A 17,914-nucleotide genomic window follows, 5' to 3' on the forward strand; every position below is an offset into this window, starting at 1 on the left:
GCAGGACACGGCCCCGCTCGGCCGCGAGGAGTCCCGCTCCTACTCCTCGGTGACGGTGGCCTCGGTGGCGTGCAGCCAGGGGTCGCCCACGTGGTCCTCGAAGAGCGCGTCATCGAGCTCGACCCCGACCTCCTCCGCCGCGGCGGTGACCTCGAAGCCCTCCTGGACCACGCCGACCACCTCGATCGTCTGGCCCTCCTCGAGGTCGGGCACGTCGAGGTCGTGGACCACGAGCAGGGGATCGAGGGTGAGGTCGTCGGGGTCGCCGATCGTCAGGGCCGAGGGGGAGACGACCTCCTCGACCTCACCGGTGAGCGAGACGTCCTGCCCCTCGTAGACGAGCCGGTCGTCGTAGAACTGGCGGTTGTAGGCGCCGCCGTACGGGGTCCCGGGGGCTGCCGGGGGCACGTCCGCTGCGGGGGGAGAGCTCTCGATGACCTCGCCCTCGGTGATGTCCTCCACCTCGGTGCCCGTGTCCGCCTCGTCGGCCCCGCAGCCGGTGAGCGCCAGTCCTGCGGCGGCGAGCAGGCCCACGGCGGCCCTGCGGGTGGTGTGCTGTTCACGCGTTCTCATGATGCGCCTCCTGGTGTTGGCCATGGTCACCGGTCCGGCGCATCGACGGCGCAGCACCGGGTCCGGCTGCGTGCATGTCGAGCGTAGGCACGCCGACTTCGGCCCGACAAGGAGAGATCCGGAACTCTGCGGCCTTTCCGGGACCCCCGTGACCCTCCTGTGACGAGGACTGCCGGGTCCTGCCCCTCCTGGGTGACGGGGACGGCGACGGCGGTGGCGACGGCGTGCGGCCGGGGCTCGCCGTCGTGGTCCTCGGGGTCCCCGTCCACGACGCCGTCCCCGACCGGCCGGTGCCGGGGCTGCTCCGGCTACCCGGGGTCGACGATCCGCCCGGACGAGGCCACGAGGTACGGCCGGCTCTCGTAGGCGACGAACAGCTCGTCGTCGAGGTCGATCCCGAACTCCTCCTCCACGGCGACGATCTCGAAGATCTCCTCGACCGTGCCGGTGACCTCCACCTCCTGGCCGACGTCGACGGGCGGGATGCTCTCCTGGGTCTCGATGACCAGCAGCGGGTCCACGTCGGCCCCGACGGTGAAGGCGTCCGGGGTGAGGGTCTCCTCCACGGCGCCCGTGACGGTGACCTCCTGGGCCGCGTAGGTCCCGAGGTCGTCGATGAAGGCCTGGTCGTACGGGCCGACGTAGACGGTGCCTGCGGTGGGTCCCCCCGCAGCGGACCCCTCGTCGGTGGGCTCCACCGCTGTGGGATCCTCCGCCGGGGGATCGTCGAGAGGCTCCTGGACGGGCTCCTCGACCGACTCGTCGGCCAGGGGGTCCTCCGGGGCGGGCCCCTGCGGGCCGCACGCCGCGAGTCCGAGACCCGCGACGGTGAGTACGCCGACGGCCATCATGCGGGTGCTGCGACGATCTGACGTCCTCATGGAGTCCTCCTGAAGGTCGGTTCCTGGCGCGGGTCGTGCGGGTGTGGCGGCGGTGACGTGCCTCACGACCGTAAGTCAGCTGTTGATCGGGGCGCAAGGAGAACGGCGCATCCTGCGTCGACTCCCGGGGAGTCGTGACCCCACCGTGACCACGCGCGGGTCAGAGCCGCAGGTGCACGAGGCTCGGTCCCTGGACCGCGAGCGCCTCGACGACCTTCTCGGCGAGGTTCTCCTGCGTGGCCACGAGGCCGACCGCGCCGAAGGCCTCCGCCAGCGCCGGCCAGTCCGGCTGCCGCAGGTCCACGGCGAGCGGGTCGATGTCCCGGTCGGTCATGTTCTGCCGGATCTCCCCGTAGCCGCCGTTGTCCACGCACACGATCGGCAGGTCCACGCCGAGCTCCACGGCGGTCATCAGCTCCTGGATCGAGAACATCAGGGCGCCGTCGCCCACGAGGCAGAGCACGGGCCGGTGGGGGGCGGCGAGCTTCGCCCCGATCGAGGCGGGCAGGCCGTAGCCCAGGGTCGCGTAGGTCCCCATGTACAGCAGGGAGTGCGGGAGCTGTGCGCGGAAGAACGTGGTGGACCCCAGATAGGTGACCTGGGAGGAGTCGCCGCCGATGATCGTGTCCTCCGGCACCACGGACATGATGGTCTCGTTGAGCGCCGCGAGCTCGGGCGCGGTGCGGCGGCCCTCGTCGTCGAGCCGGGCGAAGACCTCGGTGAGGTCGCGCGGGGCGCGCGGGGCGAGCGGTCCGACCGCCTCGACGAGCTGGGGGACCACGGCCGCGGAGTGACCGGGCAGCTCGATATCGGGGTCGAGGTTGCACAGCATCTGGTCGCGCTCGATGTCCACGCGCAGGATCGGCCCCCGGGGCGTGATGTCCCCGCCCCAGAGCTCGGCCTCGCCCACCTTCGAGCCGATCACCAGCAGGGCGTCGGCGGAGCGCAGGAACTCGTGCGCGGTGGACAGCCGCAGGTCGGCGCCCAGGGACAGCCGGTGCCGCTCGGGGATCGCGCCCTTGCCGTTGGTCGTGGTGATCACCGGCGCCTCGAGCAGCTCGGCCAGGTCGAGCAGCCGCGCGCCCGCGGCCAGCGAGCCGCCGCCGGCCAGGATGACGGGGCGCTCGGCGGCGCGCAGGATCTCGGCCGCGCGCTGCACGTCGTCGACGGGCGCCGGCTGCGGGGCGCCGAGCCGGCGCGGCGCGACCTGCCGGTCCGTGTAGTCGAGCTCCGCCTCCAGCACGTCCAGCGGGATCTCGATGTGCACCGGCCGGGGCCGGGAGTGGGCGAAGTCCCGGAAGGCGTCGTGGATCATGGTCACGGCCTCGGCCCCGCCGGTGACCCGGCGGCTGCGGCCGACGATCGCGTCCACGGCCGCGGAAGGGTTCTTCGTCTCGTGCAGCGAGCCGATGTCCCGGAAGTCGTGGCCCACGGGCCGTCCGGGGGACAGGATGATCATCGGGCGGGACTCGGCGTAGGCCGTGGCCGCCCCGGACAGCGAGTTGAGCAGACCCGGACCGGACGTGGTGATGACGACCCCCGGCAGCCCGGAGACCTGGCTCCACCCGTCGGCGCCGTAGGCGGCGCCCTGCTCGTGGCGCGGGGTCACGGCACGGATGCCCAGCTCGCGCAGCGGACGGTAGAACTCGAGCGAGTGGGTCCCGGGGATGCCGAAGACGGTGTCGACGCCGTAGCCCCGGAGCGTCTCCAGCACGGCACGGGCGGTGGTCCTGCGGGCGGTCATGAGTGGTCCTCCAAGAAGTGGGGCGGCGTGGGCGGGTCGGGCGGGATGTCGTGCTGCGGGCGCGTCGGCGGGTCAGTCCGTGCCGGCGGGTCCGTCCTTGACGTAGAGCAGGCGCTTGTTGACGAACTCGTCCATCCCCAGCGGTCCCAACTCCCGCCCGTAGCCGGAGCGCTTGACCCCGCCGAAGGGCATCTCCGCGCCCTCGGCCTCGGGCGCGTTGACGTTGGCCATGCCGGCGTCGAGGCCCTCGGCGAGCCGGCGCGCCCGGTCCGGGTCCGTGCTGAAGACCGCCCCGCCCAGCCCGTAGGGCGTGTCGTTGGCCAGGGCGAGGGCCTCCTCGTCCCCGGTCACCCTGTAGACCACGGCCACGGGGCCGAAGAGCTCCTCGTGGTGGGCGGCCATGTCCGGGGTGATCCCGGTGAGCACGGTCGGCTCCAGGTACGCGCCCGGGCCCTCGAGCACCCGTCCGCCGGCGTGCAGGGTGGCGCCGGCGTCCACGGCGTCCCGGATCCGGCTCGCCAGGTCCTCGGCCGCGGCCCGGGAGGAGAGGGGCGCGAAGGTCCCGGGGGCGTCGTCGGCGGGGTCGCCCGGGGTCAGCGCCGAGGCCTGCCGGGTCAGCTCGGCCACGAACTCGTCGTGGATGTCGTCCATGACGATCATCCGCTTGTTGGAGTTGCACGACTGGCCGGTGTTGGCCATGCGGGTGGCGAAGGCCGCGCGGGCGGACTCCTGCACGTCGGCGGCGTCCAGCACCACGTAGGGGTCGGAGCCGCCCAGTTCCAGCACGACCTTCTTCAGGTTCCGCCCGGCGAGCTCGGCGACCTTCGCCCCGGCCCGCTCGGACCCGGTCAGCGACACGCCCTGGACCCGGGGGTCGGCGATGATCTCCGCGATCTGGCCGTGGTCGGCGAAGAGGTTGACGTAGGCGCTGGCCGGCACCCCGGCATCGTCCATGAGCTGCTGCAGCGCGAGGGCGGAGCGGGGGCAGCTCTCGGCGTGCTTGAGCACGATCGTGTTGCCCAGCACCAGGTTGGGGGCGGCGAAGCGGGCCACCTGGTAGTAGGGGAAGTTCCACGGCATGATCCCCAGCAGCACCCCCACGGGGCGCTTCTGGATGACCGCCCGGCCGCCGCCGGACGTGGAGATCGGCTGGTCGGCGGCCAGGGCCGGGCCCTGCTCGGCGAAGTAGCCGAAGATCTCGGCGCAGAACTCGGCCTCCTCCCGTGCCTCGGAGATCGGCTTGCCCATCTCCTCGGTGATGATCGCGGCCAGCTCCTCGGCCCGCTCGGCGAACAGCGCCCCGACGCGGGCGGCGGCGGCGGCCCGCTCCTCGATCGGCACGGCCCGCCACGCGCGGAAGGCGGCGTCGGCGCCGGCGAGGGCGTCCCGGACCTGGGCGTCCGTGGCCGTGGGGTGCTCGGCCAGCACCTGGCCGGTGGCCGGGTTGACGGACCGGTAGGCGGACGAGGCGGCGGGGGCATCAGCGGTCATGGCGGGTTCTCTCCACTTCAGGGGATCGGATGTCGTCTTCAGAGGGGTCGGCTGCCGGCGACGGCGCCGCCGGGCCGGGGGACATGGGTGTGCGGGACGACCGGGCACGGGCGGCACGGGACGCCCCGGCCGCCCGTGCCGGGAACGGCGGAGGGGGCTCACAGCTGCATCGCCACCGCCCGCACCGGCGAGCCGTCCAGGCCGCTCAGCCGCAGCGGGAGGGCGCTCAGCACCGGGTCCCGCCAGGTGACGGCGTGCAGGTTCGTCAGGTTCTCGATGATCACCCCGCCGGCCCCCAGGACCGCCGCGTGCACCGGCAGCTCGAGCGGGCCGGTCGAGGAGGCGTCCGGGGTGCGGTCCGGGTTGAGGGTGTCCACGCCGAGCACGCGCACTCCCGACTCGAGCAGGCGCTGGGCGATCTCCGCGTGCAGCACCGGGTGCGCCAGATAGCGCGGCGTGCCGAAGTGCCGGGACCAGTCGGTGCGGAACAGCACGATCGTGCCGGCACCGACGTCCTCCAGCTGCGCCCGGACGTGCGCCCAGCGGATCACGTCGTGGTCCCCGAGGTCCGGGACGTGCACGATGCGCGCCGGTCCCACCAGGCGGGAGAGGTCGAGCTCGTCCACGGGCGGCCCTCCCTCCACCGTGTGCAGCGGGGCGTCCAGGTGCGTCCCGCTGTGCGTGCCCAGGTGCAGCTCGGTCACCTGGAAGCCGTCCAGCGGGAAGGACGCCGCGAGCCGGGAGTCCACGGGCGGGTCCCCCGGGAAGACCTGCATGCCGGCCTCCACGGAGTGGCTCAGGTCAACGAGGCGCATCGGCGGCCTCCTCGGGCTCGTCGACCTCGCCGAGCCCGCCGTGGGGCGCGGACCGCACCGTCCCGTCGGTCTCCGCCGGCGCGTCGGCGAGGTGGTGCTGCGCCGGGCGTCCCGGCACGATCCGCCGGGCCGCGAGGGCCCAGCCCAGGTACAGCGCCGCGGAGACCACGAACGTGGGAATGGTCGCGCCGACGGGGCTCGGCAGCACGTAGGTGAGCACGAGCGAGGAGGCCGCGCCGACGGTCCACACCACCACGGCGGCGGGGTTGACCCCGCCCCGGTACCAGTACCGGCCACCGCGCCCGCGCAGGATGTCCGCCCCGTAGGAGCCGCGCTTGACCACGTAGTAGTCGACCAGCATGATCGCGAACACCGGGATGAACAGCGAACCGATCAGGACCAGGAAGCTGGTGAACTGGTCCAGCAGGCCCAGCCAGGTCGACCCGAGGATCGACACGGCCCCCAGTGCCAGGGCCGTGGGGAGGAACCGGAGTCTCCGCGAGGGGGTGAGGTTCACCACCGAGGACACCATGCCGTAGACGACCATGGTGTTGGTGGCCATGACCGACAGGAAGACCACCACGGCCAGGGGCGCACCGAAGGCGGCGACGAGCACCGTCGGGTCGAAGCCGACCGCCTCCCCGCCGTCGAGCACCACGTAGGCGATGGCGGTCGCCCCGAGGCTCATGGCCGCGACGGTGGACAGCACGTACCCCGTGCCGGAGCCGATCATCCCCGCGGGCTGGGTCCGGGCGAGGCGGTTGAACTCCGCGGAGAGCACGGTCCAGGAGATGGCCGTGGCGATCACCACGTCGAGCACCGCGATGGAGGACCAGCCCGCGCCGGGGTCCGCGGGCAGCGCGGCGAAGTCGGCCACCGGGTAGGAGGTGAACGCCACCGTGAAGATCCACGCCATGATCCCCAGGATCACCACCGCCAGCCACGGCTCGATCCGGGCGATGCCCTCGTGGCCGAGGACGGCCAGCGCCACGACCAGCGTCTGGCACAGGACCGAGAACAGCACCGGGTTCGAGAAGCCGGTCGCCTGCGCCACCAGGAAGTTCACGGTGACACCGGCGAGCATGGCCTGCACCCAGCTCCAGCCCATGAGGATGACCACGTTCGCGGCCACCGGCAGGAAGGAGCCGCGCAGGCCGAAGGAGCCCTTGGTCAGGGACATTGTGGCGAGGCCGGTGCGGGTGCCCATGTTCCCCACGAGCACCAGCACGGTCCCGCCGATCAGCGTGCCCAGGACGATCATGCCCAGGGCCGTGGTCCAGGACACCCCGGGCACGAACAGCGTCCCGGTCAGGAGCGTGGTCACCACCAGGTTCGCGGCGAGCCAGATCATCCCGATCCGGCCGGCCCCCAGCGTGCCCCGCAGCGGGCCGTAGCCCTCGGAGTTCTCGTCGAGGTGGTCCGACAGGCGGGTCCAGGCGGACCTGCGCCCGTCGGCGGTGCGGGATGTGCTCGTCATGTGCTTGCCTCAGCGGTCGTCGGGACGGGGGAGAGGTGTTCGTGGACGGCGGTGACGGACCCGTCCGCGGTCCGGTGGAAGACGATGGTCTCGCGCTCGGCCGTCGTCCCGGTCACGCCGTCGGTCTCGGTCGTGGTGCGGACGTCGTGGACGAACACCGCGGCCTCCCCGCACAGGTGCACGACCGCGCCGCTGCTCTCGCAGGACAGCACGCGCCAGCCGTCGGCGAGCCATCCCCGCCAGAGCCGCTCGTAGCTGTCACGGTCCGGCAGGCGGTCGGGTTCGGTGTGGAAGACGAAGTCGGCGTCGGGGGCGAAGGCGTCGAAGTAGGCCCGTGTGTCGGTGGCGGCGAACGCCGCGACCAGGGCGGCGGCGGCCCGTTCCACCTCCTCGCGGGTCAGCGGGGAGGACGTCCGCTCCCGGGTCGCGCCCGGTCCGCGGGTCCGGGGTGCCCCGGTCACGGGCGGGCCTCCGTGCGGTCGGCGCCGGCCGGGCCGGAGCCCGCGAGGCGCTCGTCCCAGTGCTGCAGCACCCCGGCGTGCGTGCGGCGGGTCAGCAGCGAGACGACCACGAAGACCAGCGCCGAGCTCGCCAGCCCCAGGTAGATGGGGGCGTTGGCCAGCACGCCGAACACGGCCATGGACGCCACGGTCACCACGGACCCGACGAGCATGGACAGGGCCGCACCGAGGCTCGTGCCGCGGCGCCACAGGAGCCCGCCGAGGATCGCGACGAGCAGGCCGCCCACCAGGATGTCGTACGCGATGGTCAGGGCGGTGACGGTGTCCGAGACGAAGATCGAGATCACGGTGATCACCACCCCGAAGACGAGCACGTAGATCCGGTCCCCGCGCAGCGCCTCGGCGGTGCCCTCGGGGGCGGGAGCGGCGTGCCGGGAGAGGAGGGACTTCAGGGTCGGCACGACGTCGACCCGGGCGACCGTGGCCGAGGCGATGAGCGCCCCCGAGGCCGTGGACATCATGGCCGCGACGCCGGCTGCGAGCACGATCCCGCCGAGCCCGGCCGGGACGTACTGCTGGGCCATCGTGGCGAACGCGTCGTCCGGGGAGGCGAGGTCCGGCGCCACGGCGGCGGCCGTCATCCCGATGACGGCCCCGGCCACGCCGTAGAGCGCCACGTAGGTCGCGGAGACGAGCCCGCCCCAGCGGGCGACCTCGGGGGAGCGCGCGGTGAAGACGCGCTGCCAGATGTCCTGGCCGATCAGCATGCCGAACCCGTAGACCACGAACTGGGTGATGATCGCCTGCGTGCCCATGCCGTCCCAGGTGAAGAACGTGGCGTCGAGCCGGTCCTCGAGGCCGCCCCAGCCGCCGGCTGCGGAGAGGGAGAACGGCAGCAGGATCAGGAACATGCCGACCGTCATGAACACGAACTGCATCATGTCGGTGAGCGTGATCGACCACATCCCGCCGAGCACGGAGTACCCCACGACCACCACGCCGCCGAGCAGGATCGCCCAGGCCCGGTCGAGCGGGAACAGGACGGAGAAGATCGCGGCGTACGCGGAGGTGGACGTCACCGAGAGCATCACGGTGTAGGCCAGCATCACGAACGACGACGCCTTGGCCCCGCCGCGCTCGCCGTAGCGCAGCTGCAGCATCTGGGAGACGGTGAACACCTTGAGGGACTGGATGCGGCCGGCGAAGAACAGGCTCAGCGCGGCCAGGCCGGCGGCGATCGCCACGACCAGCCACATCCCGGAGATGCCGTAGGTGTAGCCGAGACCCACCCCGCCCACGGTGGAGGCGCCGCCGAGGACCACGGCCGCCATGGTGCCCGTGTAGAAGCCCGGCCCCAGGCGGCGGCCCGCCACCCGGTAGTCCTCGGCGTCGTGGGCCCGGCGGCTGGCCCAGAGCCCGACCGCCACCATGGCGACCAGGTAGAGCACGATGATCAGCACGTTCATGGTTGTCACTTCTTCCTCGGAGCGCGGGCACTCGCAGGTCGATCGGGAGCATCCGCGGAACGGAGTTGCTCGACAGGAAACAAAAGTTGTTGACCATAGTATGATGCAGATCATGTTTTGGGAACGGGTCCGGGTCGTGACGGGCAGGTGAACTCGTTCGGGATGAGGAGGCGCCGTCGTGAAAGCACTGCCCATCGAGAGCTCCGGCCACAGCGCCGCCGTGGGGCCGAGGCTGCGCAACCACCGGCGGCGCAACCACATGACCATCGATCAGCTCGCCTCCGCCGCGGGCCTCACCAAGGGGTTCGTCAGCCGGGTCGAGCGGGACATCACCTCACCGTCCGTGGACTCCCTGGTGCGGATGTGCCAGGTGCTGCGGATCGACGTGGGCGAGCTGTTCGCCGGGCCCGCCGACGTCGAGCTGGTCCGGCTCGCGGACGCCCCGCACATCGACCTCGGCGGCAAGGGCATCGAGGAGCAGCTCGTCACGCCGTCGGCCCAGCGCACGGTGCAGGTCATCCGGGCCCGCGTCTCGGCCGGCGGCCGCGGCGAGGACGCGATGTACAGCATGGACTGCGAGACCGAGGTGCTGCACCTGATCAGCGGCCGGTTCCGGCTGCACGTCCCGGACCGCACCTACGACCTGGAGGCCGGGGACACCGTGACGTTCCCCGGCTCCGAGCCGCACACCTGGGAGAACCCGGGCACCGAGGAGGCCGTGCTCCTGTGGATCCTCGGCTCCTGAGCCCCCTGCCCGTCCACCACCTCGTCCACCACCTCGTCCACCGTCCCCCGAGAGGACCGCACACCATGAACCCCGAACGCATCACCGGCACCACCCCGGACGGCACCCCCGTGGTGGGACCCGTCAACGCGGCGCTCACCCCGCGCTGGGCCGGACTGGGCACGTTCGCCCGCCTGCCGCGCACGGACGAGGTCGAGCACACGGACATCGCCGTGGTGGGCGTGCCGTTCGACGCCGGCGTCTCCTACCGGCCCGGCGCCCGGTTCGGGGCCAACCACGTCCGGGAGTCCTCGCGCCTGCTGCGCCCCTACAACCCCGCGCAGAACGTCTCCCCGTTCGCCGGGGCGCAGGTCGCCGACGCCGGGGACATCGTGGCCAACCCCTTCGACATCCCCGAGGCGATCGCCTCCATCGAGGCCCAGGCCAAGGAGCTCATGGGGGAGGACACCCGGCTCGTGGCGATCGGCGGCGACCACACCATCGCCCTGCCGCTGCTGCGCGCCGCCCACGCGCGCCACGGCCGGGTCGCGCTGCTGCACTTCGACGCCCACCTGGACACCTGGGACACCTACTTCGGCGCCGAGTACACGCACGGGACCCCTTTCCGCCGCGCGTTCGAGGAGGGCCTGCTGGACACGGACGCCGTGTGCCACGTCGGCACCCGCGGACCGCTCTACGGCACCGAGGACCTCGACGACGACGCCCGCTTCGGCTTCGGCATCGTCTCCTCCGCCGACGTCATGCGGCTGGGGGTGGACGCCGTCGTCGCGCACCTTCGGGAGCGCGTCGGCGACCGCCCGCTCTACGTCTCGCTGGACATCGACGTCCTGGACCCGGCCCACGCCCCCGGCACGGGAACCCCCGAGGCCGGCGGCATGACCAGCCGGGAGGTGCTCGAGATCCTGCGCGGGCTGCGCGGGACGCACGTGGTCGGCTGCGACGTCGTCGAGGTGGCGCCGGCCTACGACCACGCCGAGATCACCGGGGTGGCCGCCGCGCACGTGGCCTACGAGCTCATCAGCCTCCTCGCCCTGGGCCCCGGCGCGGCCCCGGACGGTCCGGCGTACGGTCTGGCCCGGCACGTCTACGGGGGCCCTGCGCAGGACCCAGCGGAGGACACCGCGGAGGGTCCCGCGGGGGAGCGGCCGTGACCGGGCGGGCGACCGTGACCCCCCGGCCGGAGCACGCCGCGCTGTATGCGCACCGCTCCGAGGAGTTCCGGCCCTCCCCGGTCCGGGCCGTGTTCGAGATCGCGATGCGCCCCGGGATGATCTCGCTGGCCGGCGGCAATCCGGACCTGGGCGTGCTCCCGCACGACGTCGTGGCCGCGATGACGGCGAGGATCCTCGCCGAGCGCGGGCCGGAGGTCCTGCAGTACGGGTCGGGGGCCGGCATCGGACGCCTGCCCGGGCTGATCGTCGAGCTCATGCGCCAGCAGGGCGCGGACGCCACCCCCGACTCGATCCAGGTCACCGCCGGGTCCCAGGCGGGTCTCGACCTCGTGACCAAGCTGTTCTGCGACCCGGGGGACGTGGTCGTCGCCGAGGGGCCCACCTACGTGGGAGCGCTCGGGGTGTTCGGCAGCTACGAGGTCGAGGTCGCGCACGTGGACGTCGACCGCGACGGGCTGGACCCCGAGGCGGTCGCCGGGCGGATCGACGGGCTGCGGGCCGCCGGGCGTCGCGTGAAGTTCGTCTACACCGTGCCGAACTTCTCCAATCCCACGGGCGTGACGACCACCGAGGAACGGCGCCGCCGGCTCGTGGAGGTCTGCGCCGAGCGCGGCGTGCTCATCCTCGAGGACGACCCGTACGCGCTGCTCGGCTTCGACCGCGCCCACCGGCTCCCGTCCCTGTACTCGCTGGACCCGGGCACCGTGATCCACCTGGGCAGCTTCTCCAAGATCTTCTCGCCCGGCCTGCGGGTGGGCTGGATCGCGGCGGTGCCGGCGGTGCGGGCCCGGCTGCAGATCGCGGCCGAGGCCGTGACCATCCACCCCTCCGTGCTCGGCCAGGAGCTCGCCGCGGAGTACGTGGGCAGCGCGCACTGGCGGCCGGCCCTGGACCGTGCGGTGGAGCGCTACCGCTCCCGCTGCGCCGCGATGATGGCGGCCCTCGCGACCTCCATGCCGGAGGGCGTGCGCTGGACGCGTCCGGCCGGCGGCTTCTTCACGTGGCTGGACCTCGACCCGGCCGCCGAGCACGGGGACCTGCTCCGGCGGTCCATCGAGCACGGCGTGGTGCTCGTGCCCGGCGGCGCCTGCTACGCCGACGGGCGCGCCTCCACGGGCCTGCGGCTGGCCTACTCCGCGGCCTCGGAGGAGGACATCACCGAGGGGGTCCGGCGGGTGGGAGAGATGCTGCGCGGCTGAGCCGCGGCGGCCCGGCCCCTCCCGGCCCGTGGGCTGCGACGCCTCGCGCCGGACGTGGTCGCGGCCCTCGGCGCCGACCGCCGACCCGGACCCGGTGGCGCCGGCCGGGACGTCCGCCGGCCGCCCGGCCGGGATCTCCTCCCGAGCGAGCCGGCACCCATACAATCGTGGCCGACGAGGGGAGCGGCCACCATGGGGATCGAGGACGAACGGCGGGTCCGGGCTGCCGCCCGGGAGGCCGGCGAGCAGGAGCCGACCGGTCGGGCCCGGCGCGATCGCGAGCCCCGGGACGTCGCTCTGGACCGCGCCCTGGAGCACGTGCGGAAGGTCGCGGTCGAGGCGAGTGAGCTGCTGCGCACCGAGGGCCTGAAGCCCACCAGGCTCGTGCACGTCCCCCGGGGCGCCAGGTCCTATCCCCTGGTCGGCCGGGCGTTCTCCGGGGTCACGTGCGGTCACGGGTGGCACGTCGTCCGCGGCGTGGTCGTCGGCACGGACGGTCGGCTGTGGGCGCGCGAGCGGCCCCACGCCGCCACTCCGCAGCAGGACCTGGATGCGTGGCGGCTCGAGGTGGCGCCGCCCGACGAGCGGACCGGCCTGCCCCGTCCCGTGGAGTTCGACGGGATCTCCCTGCACACGGTGCGCAGGATCTCCGCGGACGAGCACCTGAAGGTCGACCTCGTCGACCGGCTCACGGACGGCTACGCGCGGCTGCTCATCCTCCACCACCGTCGGTGGACGCGGCGGTGAGCCGCGAGGACGACGTCGACGGACGACCGGCATCTCGGCAGGCCCGCGCTCCGCGGGCGCTGGTGCGTCGTGCGGCCGGCGCGCGGATCGCCGGCATCCTCGACGACGTCGGGCGGCACCCAGGCACTGGGACGGCCGGAGCGGCGGGCCTAGACTGGTGGCACCATCCTGTCCCGGCGTGGTCACGGGGCGTCCCCGGCGGAGGCCGGGACCGCTGCCGCTGATCCCTCCCGGGTGCGCGAGCGACGGCGCAACGAGCAGGGACACCGACAGGGAGAGCGCGGATGAGCCCGCGATTCCACCACGAGGACACGGTGCGCGAGCCGGAGGCTGTGACAGACCTGTTCGCGCAGCTCGGCGTGCGGTTCTCCTTCGACCCGGCCGGACCCAGTTTCTCCTACCGGGAGACCCGGGACGGGGACGAGAGCCTGACCGTGGCCCGCCTGGCGATGGGCGGACCGTTCTCCACGTGGGGTGACACCGAGGTCTTCGGGGTGGTCGAGGTGCGCGGGGCCTGCTACGACTGGTCGACCTCCGACGAGCAGGGGTCCGGGCTGGGGGGCCCGGTGCTGTTCCGCCCCGGCCACCCGGCCCTGGTCGTGGCCGGACCCCTGGAAGCCACCAACGTCTACCTCACCGCAGGCGTCCTGCAGGAGATCGCCGACACGGTCTACGGCATCGAGGGCACTCCGGTGGCGTTCGCCTCCTCCCGGCCGGCCGGCCCGGCCCTGGCGCACTACTGGTCCGGACTGGCGCGGTGGGCCGCCGAGACCTCGGCCTCCGAGGCCTTCGAGGAGCCCGTGGTGCGCGCGGATCTCACCCGCCGCCTGGCGGTGGGCATGCTCGAGTGCTTCCCGCTGAGCTGGGACCGTGAACTGCGCTCGCTGTCGATGGCCGCCCAGGGCCGCCGCTACCGCAGCGCCGTGGCGTACTTCGACGACAACGCCCAGCGGCCCGTCACCGTCGAGGACGCCGCCCGGGCCGCGAACACCACCACCGCCGCCCTCGTGCGGGCCTTCCGCGCCCACCACCCCCTGGGCCTGACGCCCGCGGCGTACCTGCGGCGGGTGCGGCTGGCCGGTGCGCACGCAGACCTGGTGGCCGGCGACCCCACCGCCGGGGACACCGTGGCGGCCGTCGCGGCCCGGTGGGGCTTCGCCCATCCGGGCCGCTTCGCCGCCGCATACCGTGCCACCTACGGGGTGGCCCCGCGCCGGACCCTCGACACCTGACGTCCCGGCACGCCGCCGGACCAGTCGTCCCGCTCCGCCCGCCGTCGCGCTCCGCCCGCCGCCGGGGACCTGCCGGGTGTGGCCCAGGAGCAGCGGGGCCGGGCGGGTCCGCGCTCAATCATCAGCGGCCTGATGACTATGCTCGTGCTGAGGACGCGCATCTGTTGCCCGGAGACGGCCCCGCTGCGACGACACCGCGTGTGCCCGGCCGTTCGAGGTGCCGGGCCCGTGGGGGAACGGCCCGGAGCGGCCCGGGAGGCCCGGGCTCCTGTCGCCGGAGCGCGTGGAGCACCGACGAGACACCCCGCGTTCCGGGGGGAGGAGGCAGGCGTGCAGACGCTGACCGTAGGACTGATGGCCGACCCGGGTCTGCCGGACAAGGTGGCCCACAGCGTGGCCGAGGAACTGCCCCGAACGCTGTCGGAGCACTCCGGCCCGGACGTCACCTGGGAGGTGGAGGTCAATCAGGAGACCCTGCCCCTGACGGCCGACGGGGAGATCCCGCTGCTGGACCACGCCGACCGGCTGCGCGACGAGCACGGATGGGACTACGTGGTGTACCTGACGGACCTGCCGCGCTCCTACGACGGGGACCCGTTGCTGTGCGAGGTCAGTTCGGCCTCCGCGGCGGCGATGATCTCGCTGCCGGGCCTGGGTGCCGGCCGCTTCGCGCGCAAGATCTGCCGACTGCTGGTCGCTCTCCTGCGTTCGATCTGGGACGGCACCGAGACCTACCTCGAGCCGGAGGCGGTGCACCAGGCACTGGGCCGGACGGCGGTGCGCCGCGTGACCCCGGAGGGGGACTCCTCCTACATCCTGCTGCCCGGGCGGATCAACCGGGTGCGGCTGCTGATCGGCATGGTCCTGAGCAACCGCCCCGGGCGTCTGCTGCCGGCCCTGGCCAGCAGCGTGGCCGCCGCCGCCGCCACCGGCGCCTTCGGCATCTTCTACACCTCCATCTGGAACATGGCCGACGCGCTGCCCGCGCCCCGGCTGGCCCTGATCAGCGTGGTGGTCACCGGTGCGCTCAGCGGGTGGCTGATCTTCCACAACAGCCTCTGGAGCCGCCCCCGGGACGCCGACGCGCCCTGGCGGGCCGTGGCGGACAACGCCTCCACCGTCATCACGGTGTGGTTGAGCGTGGCCCTGATGTACGTGATCCTGTGGTCCGTGCTCTTCCTCGTGGGGCTGGCGGTGATCGAGGCCGGGTACCTCCAGACCCAGCTGGGCCGCCCCGTCAGCGTCCTCGACTACGTGCAGCTGTCCTGGCTGGCCTCGTCCCTGGGCACTCTCGCCGGCGCCCTGGGCTCGAACTTCGACAGCGACGAGGCCATCCGCGAGGCCACCTACAGCCGGCGCGAGCACCAGCGCCGCCAGCTCGCCGACACCTACGACGACTGAGGTCCGTGCCGACGGCCGGCCGGCTTCCCGGCCGGGGCCGGCAGCCGGCGGGGCTCAGGCCAGCAGGGCCTCCGCGGCCCGGCGCCCGGAGCGCAGTGCGCCCTGGCTCGAGCCGTCGGTGCGGTGGTCCCCGCACACGTACAGGCCGCCGCCGAGTGCGGCCGGCCGGTCGGCCACGAGCCCGGGCGGCTGCTCGGGCAGCGCCTGGCGCACCTCGTGCACGATCAGCAGGTCCCAGGCCGAGGCGTCGGCGGACCAGATCGTGCCGAGCTGCCGGCGGACGTCGGCCTCGGCCGGCAGCTCGGCACCGCGGGGCAGCAGGGACGTGGCCTGGATCAGCGCACGGCCGTCCGGGGCGTAGCTGGGGGCGGCGTTGCTGACCACGGCCGTGTCGATGAGCGGGCCGTCCGACTCGCCCGGCAGGACGAGGCACCCGAGCTCCGAGGGGGCGGACCCTGCGGCGAACCACCAGGTCGCCTCGCCCTTCATGGGGGTGTCCGGCAGGTCCAGGAGCCGTGCCGCCGCAGGGCCCTCGGTGGCCACGATCACGGCGGACGCCCGCCAGGAGGTGTCACCGGCCCCGACGGTCCACCCGCTGCCGGTGCGCTCGAGCGAGTCCACGCGCGTGTTCAGGACCGCCGGGGCGCGCAGCCCGTCGTGGATCCAGGCCGGCAGCGCGCCCATGCCCCCGGCCGGCAGGCCCGGCGTGCCGAGCAGGAACCAGCCGACGAGCTCGCGCACGAAGGCGGCCGAGGTGCGGCCCTCGTCCTCGAGGATCACGCCGGCCAGGAAGGGCTCGAGCACCAGGTCCCGCAGCGGTCCCCGCACCCCGGCGGCGTCGAGCGTCTCGTGCCAGGGCCGGTCCTGCTCCTCCTGCCGCTCGGTGCGGGGGTCCAGGCCCGGGGCGAGCCAGGCCGCGAGGGCGGGCACCCTGCGCAGCTCCACGAGCGGGCTCCGCAGGGTTCCCGCCAGCCGGGAGGGGACGCGCCGGGGGTCGGCGAGGACGTCGATCCCCTCGGCGCGCCGCACCCCGGCCGCGGCGTCGAACTTCTGGAGCTCCAGGGCCGCGACGTCCACGCTGCGGCGCAGCTCGGTGTAGGCGGGGTTGAGGACCTGGAACCCGCGGTCGCACCGGAAGCCCTCGACGAGGTCGGTGCGGATGCGTCCCCCGACCTCGTCGGAGGCCTCCAGGACCAGCACGTCCAGTCCGTGCTGCTCGAGCAGGCGGGCGCACTGCAGGCCTGCGAGACCGGCGCCGACGACGACGACATCGTGGTCCACGGGAACCTCCTAGCGGAACGTGACGGCCGCGACGGGATCCAGCTCCGCGGCGGGTGCCGCGACCCGGGCGGGGATCGTGAACAGCGCCGACTCTACGGTCAGGCCCGGCCCGAACGCCAGGGCGCAGACGGTGCGGGTCTCGTCGGCCGGGGCCCCGTCGATCACCTGGCGCAGGACGTGCAGGACGGTCACGCTGCTCATGTTGCCGCGGGTGGCGAGCACGTCGCGGGACTCCCGCAGCGCCTCCGGCGGGAGTCCCAGGGTCCCCTCGAGCTTGTCGAGGATGCCCCGGCCGCCCGGGTGGAGGGCCCAGTCGGTGATGCTGCCGCGGTCCACGGCCCCCTCCGGTCCGTCCAGGAGGGCCGCCAGGGCGGTGTGGATGTTGTCCTCGAGCACCTGGGGCACGGCGGCGCCGAGGATCATCTCGAACCCCGCGTCGCCGATGGTCCAGGCCATGGCCTGCTCGCCGTCGGGGATCACGAGGGTGCGGAACCGGTCGAGCTCCAGCAGCGGGGTGACGCCGTCCGGTGTCCGTGCACTGACCACGGCCGCCGCGGCGCCGTCGGCGAAGAGGGCGGCTCCCCGGATGGCGTCGGGGTCCCGGGCCGGGCGCAGGTGCAGCGTGCACAGCTCCACGGCCACGAGCAGGACGACGGCGTCCGGGTCCGCCTCGGCGATGGCCGCGGCCTGGCGGAGGCCGATGAGTCCGCCGTGGCAGCCCATGAAACCGATGTGCGCACGCCGGGTGGCCGGGTTGAGGCCGAGGTCCCGGACCAGCTGGTAGTCGGGGCCGGGCGCGAAGAAGCCGGTGCAGGAGACGGTCACCACGTCGGTGACGGACGCGGGGTCGATCCCGGGGCAGCGCGCGAGGGCGTCCCGCGCCGCCTCGGCGAAGAGCGCGGGGGCCCGGTCCACGTAGGTGCGGTTCCGGACGCCGGTGAGGGGCTCCAGGAACCGGCCGTCCGGGGTGATGTACGGCGAGCCGGGACGGTCGTCCTCGTCGACGAGCTCGGACAGCACCGTGTGCCGCCGCTCCACCCCGGAGGCGCCGAAGACCGTGCGCAGGAGCCGGGCGTTGAGCCGGTCGGTGCCGGGCTGGCCCTGGTAGAGGCTCTGGGCGTCGGTCTGCTCGAGCACGTGCGGCGGGAGGGCCGTGCCGAGGGACAGGAGTGCGGTCGTCATCCCGTCCAGTATCCGTCCTGAGACCGACAGGTGCCACGGAGGGCGCG

General features: G+C 73.7%; 16 protein-coding genes. 6 read left to right on the forward strand and 10 right to left on the reverse strand.

Annotated elements, in window-relative coordinates:
• Positions 1-39: 39 nt before the first annotated feature.
• The 8 genes from ACH9D3_RS07155 to ACH9D3_RS07190 form a co-directional block, all read right to left on the reverse strand.
• Positions 40-573 carry a hypothetical protein gene (locus tag ACH9D3_RS07155; protein WP_396410401.1) on the reverse strand — a complete coding sequence of 178 codons (534 nt, stop codon included), beginning with the start codon at positions 571-573 and terminating at the stop codon, positions 40-42.
• 308 nt (positions 574-881) lie between these two features.
• Positions 882-1,454 carry a hypothetical protein gene (locus ACH9D3_RS07160; protein ID WP_396410402.1) on the reverse strand — a complete coding sequence of 191 codons (573 nt, stop codon included), beginning with the start codon at positions 1,452-1,454 and terminating at the stop codon, positions 882-884.
• Between the two features lie 160 nt (positions 1,455-1,614).
• On the reverse strand, positions 1,615-3,198 hold the full coding sequence (locus ACH9D3_RS07165) for a thiamine pyrophosphate-binding protein (RefSeq protein ID WP_396400869.1): 1,584 nt from the start codon (positions 3,196-3,198) through the stop codon (positions 1,615-1,617).
• A gap of 72 nt (positions 3,199-3,270) precedes the next feature.
• Entirely contained in the window at positions 3,271-4,689 is a 1,419-nt protein-coding gene (locus tag ACH9D3_RS07170) for an NAD-dependent succinate-semialdehyde dehydrogenase (RefSeq protein ID WP_396410403.1), read from the reverse strand.
• A gap of 158 nt (positions 4,690-4,847) precedes the next feature.
• On the reverse strand, positions 4,848-5,504 hold the full coding sequence (locus ACH9D3_RS07175) for a cyclase family protein (protein ID WP_396410404.1): 657 nt from the start codon (positions 5,502-5,504) through the stop codon (positions 4,848-4,850).
• On the reverse strand, positions 5,491-6,981 hold the full coding sequence (locus tag ACH9D3_RS07180) for a cytosine permease (RefSeq protein ID WP_396410405.1): 1,491 nt from the start codon (positions 6,979-6,981) through the stop codon (positions 5,491-5,493). Before ACH9D3_RS07180 ends, ACH9D3_RS07175 begins: the two co-directional genes overlap by 14 nt.
• Complete coding sequence (locus ACH9D3_RS07185; RefSeq protein WP_396410406.1) at positions 6,978-7,442, reverse strand: nuclear transport factor 2 family protein; 465 nt, start codon at positions 7,440-7,442, stop codon at positions 6,978-6,980. The genes ACH9D3_RS07180 and ACH9D3_RS07185 overlap by 4 nt, the downstream gene beginning before the upstream one ends.
• A complete protein-coding gene (locus tag ACH9D3_RS07190; RefSeq protein WP_396400923.1) occupies positions 7,439-8,908 on the reverse strand; it encodes a sodium:solute symporter in 1,470 nt (489 codons plus the stop codon). Before ACH9D3_RS07190 ends, ACH9D3_RS07185 begins: the two co-directional genes overlap by 4 nt.
• Before the next feature lie 178 nt (positions 8,909-9,086).
• On the opposite strand from ACH9D3_RS07190, the gene ACH9D3_RS07195 reads away from it, so the two are divergent.
• The 6 genes from ACH9D3_RS07195 (at position 9,087) to ACH9D3_RS07220 (ending at position 15,404) form a co-directional block, all read left to right on the forward strand.
• The gene (locus ACH9D3_RS07195; RefSeq protein ID WP_396400874.1) at positions 9,087-9,653 is read left to right on the forward strand and encodes a helix-turn-helix domain-containing protein; all 567 of its coding nucleotides are present in this window, start codon (positions 9,087-9,089) and stop codon (positions 9,651-9,653) included.
• 65 nt (positions 9,654-9,718) lie between these two features.
• Positions 9,719-10,804, forward strand: coding sequence for an agmatinase (speB, locus tag ACH9D3_RS07200; protein ID WP_396410407.1), 1,086 nt, complete (start codon positions 9,719-9,721; stop codon positions 10,802-10,804).
• The gene (locus ACH9D3_RS07205) at positions 10,801-12,024 is read left to right on the forward strand and encodes an aminotransferase class I/II-fold pyridoxal phosphate-dependent enzyme (protein ID WP_396410408.1); all 1,224 of its coding nucleotides are present in this window, start codon (positions 10,801-10,803) and stop codon (positions 12,022-12,024) included. Before speB ends, ACH9D3_RS07205 begins: the two co-directional genes overlap by 4 nt.
• A 192-nt stretch (positions 12,025-12,216) precedes the next feature.
• The gene (locus tag ACH9D3_RS07210) at positions 12,217-12,771 is read left to right on the forward strand and encodes a hypothetical protein (RefSeq protein WP_396410409.1); all 555 of its coding nucleotides are present in this window, start codon (positions 12,217-12,219) and stop codon (positions 12,769-12,771) included.
• A gap of 284 nt (positions 12,772-13,055) precedes the next feature.
• On the forward strand, positions 13,056-14,003 hold the full coding sequence (locus ACH9D3_RS07215; protein WP_396410410.1) for a helix-turn-helix domain-containing protein: 948 nt from the start codon (positions 13,056-13,058) through the stop codon (positions 14,001-14,003).
• A 330-nt stretch (positions 14,004-14,333) separates the two neighbouring features.
• Positions 14,334-15,404, forward strand: coding sequence for a hypothetical protein (locus ACH9D3_RS07220; RefSeq protein ID WP_396410411.1), 1,071 nt, complete (start codon positions 14,334-14,336; stop codon positions 15,402-15,404).
• Positions 15,405-15,458: 54 nt separating this feature from the next.
• On the opposite strand, the gene ACH9D3_RS07225 is transcribed toward ACH9D3_RS07220, so the two are convergent.
• Together ACH9D3_RS07225 and ACH9D3_RS07230 are read right to left on the reverse strand one after the other, a co-directional pair.
• Positions 15,459-16,685, reverse strand: coding sequence for an FAD-dependent oxidoreductase (locus ACH9D3_RS07225; RefSeq protein ID WP_396410412.1), 1,227 nt, complete (start codon positions 16,683-16,685; stop codon positions 15,459-15,461).
• A gap of 9 nt (positions 16,686-16,694) precedes the next feature.
• A complete protein-coding gene (locus ACH9D3_RS07230) occupies positions 16,695-17,867 on the reverse strand; it encodes a 3-oxoacyl-[acyl-carrier-protein] synthase III C-terminal domain-containing protein (RefSeq protein ID WP_396410413.1) in 1,173 nt (390 codons plus the stop codon).
• Positions 17,868-17,914: the final 47 nt, after the last annotated feature.

It is taken from the genome of Kocuria kalidii (assembly GCF_044462225.1).
Taxonomy (GTDB): Bacteria; Actinomycetota; Actinomycetes; order Actinomycetales; family Micrococcaceae; genus Kocuria; species Kocuria kalidii.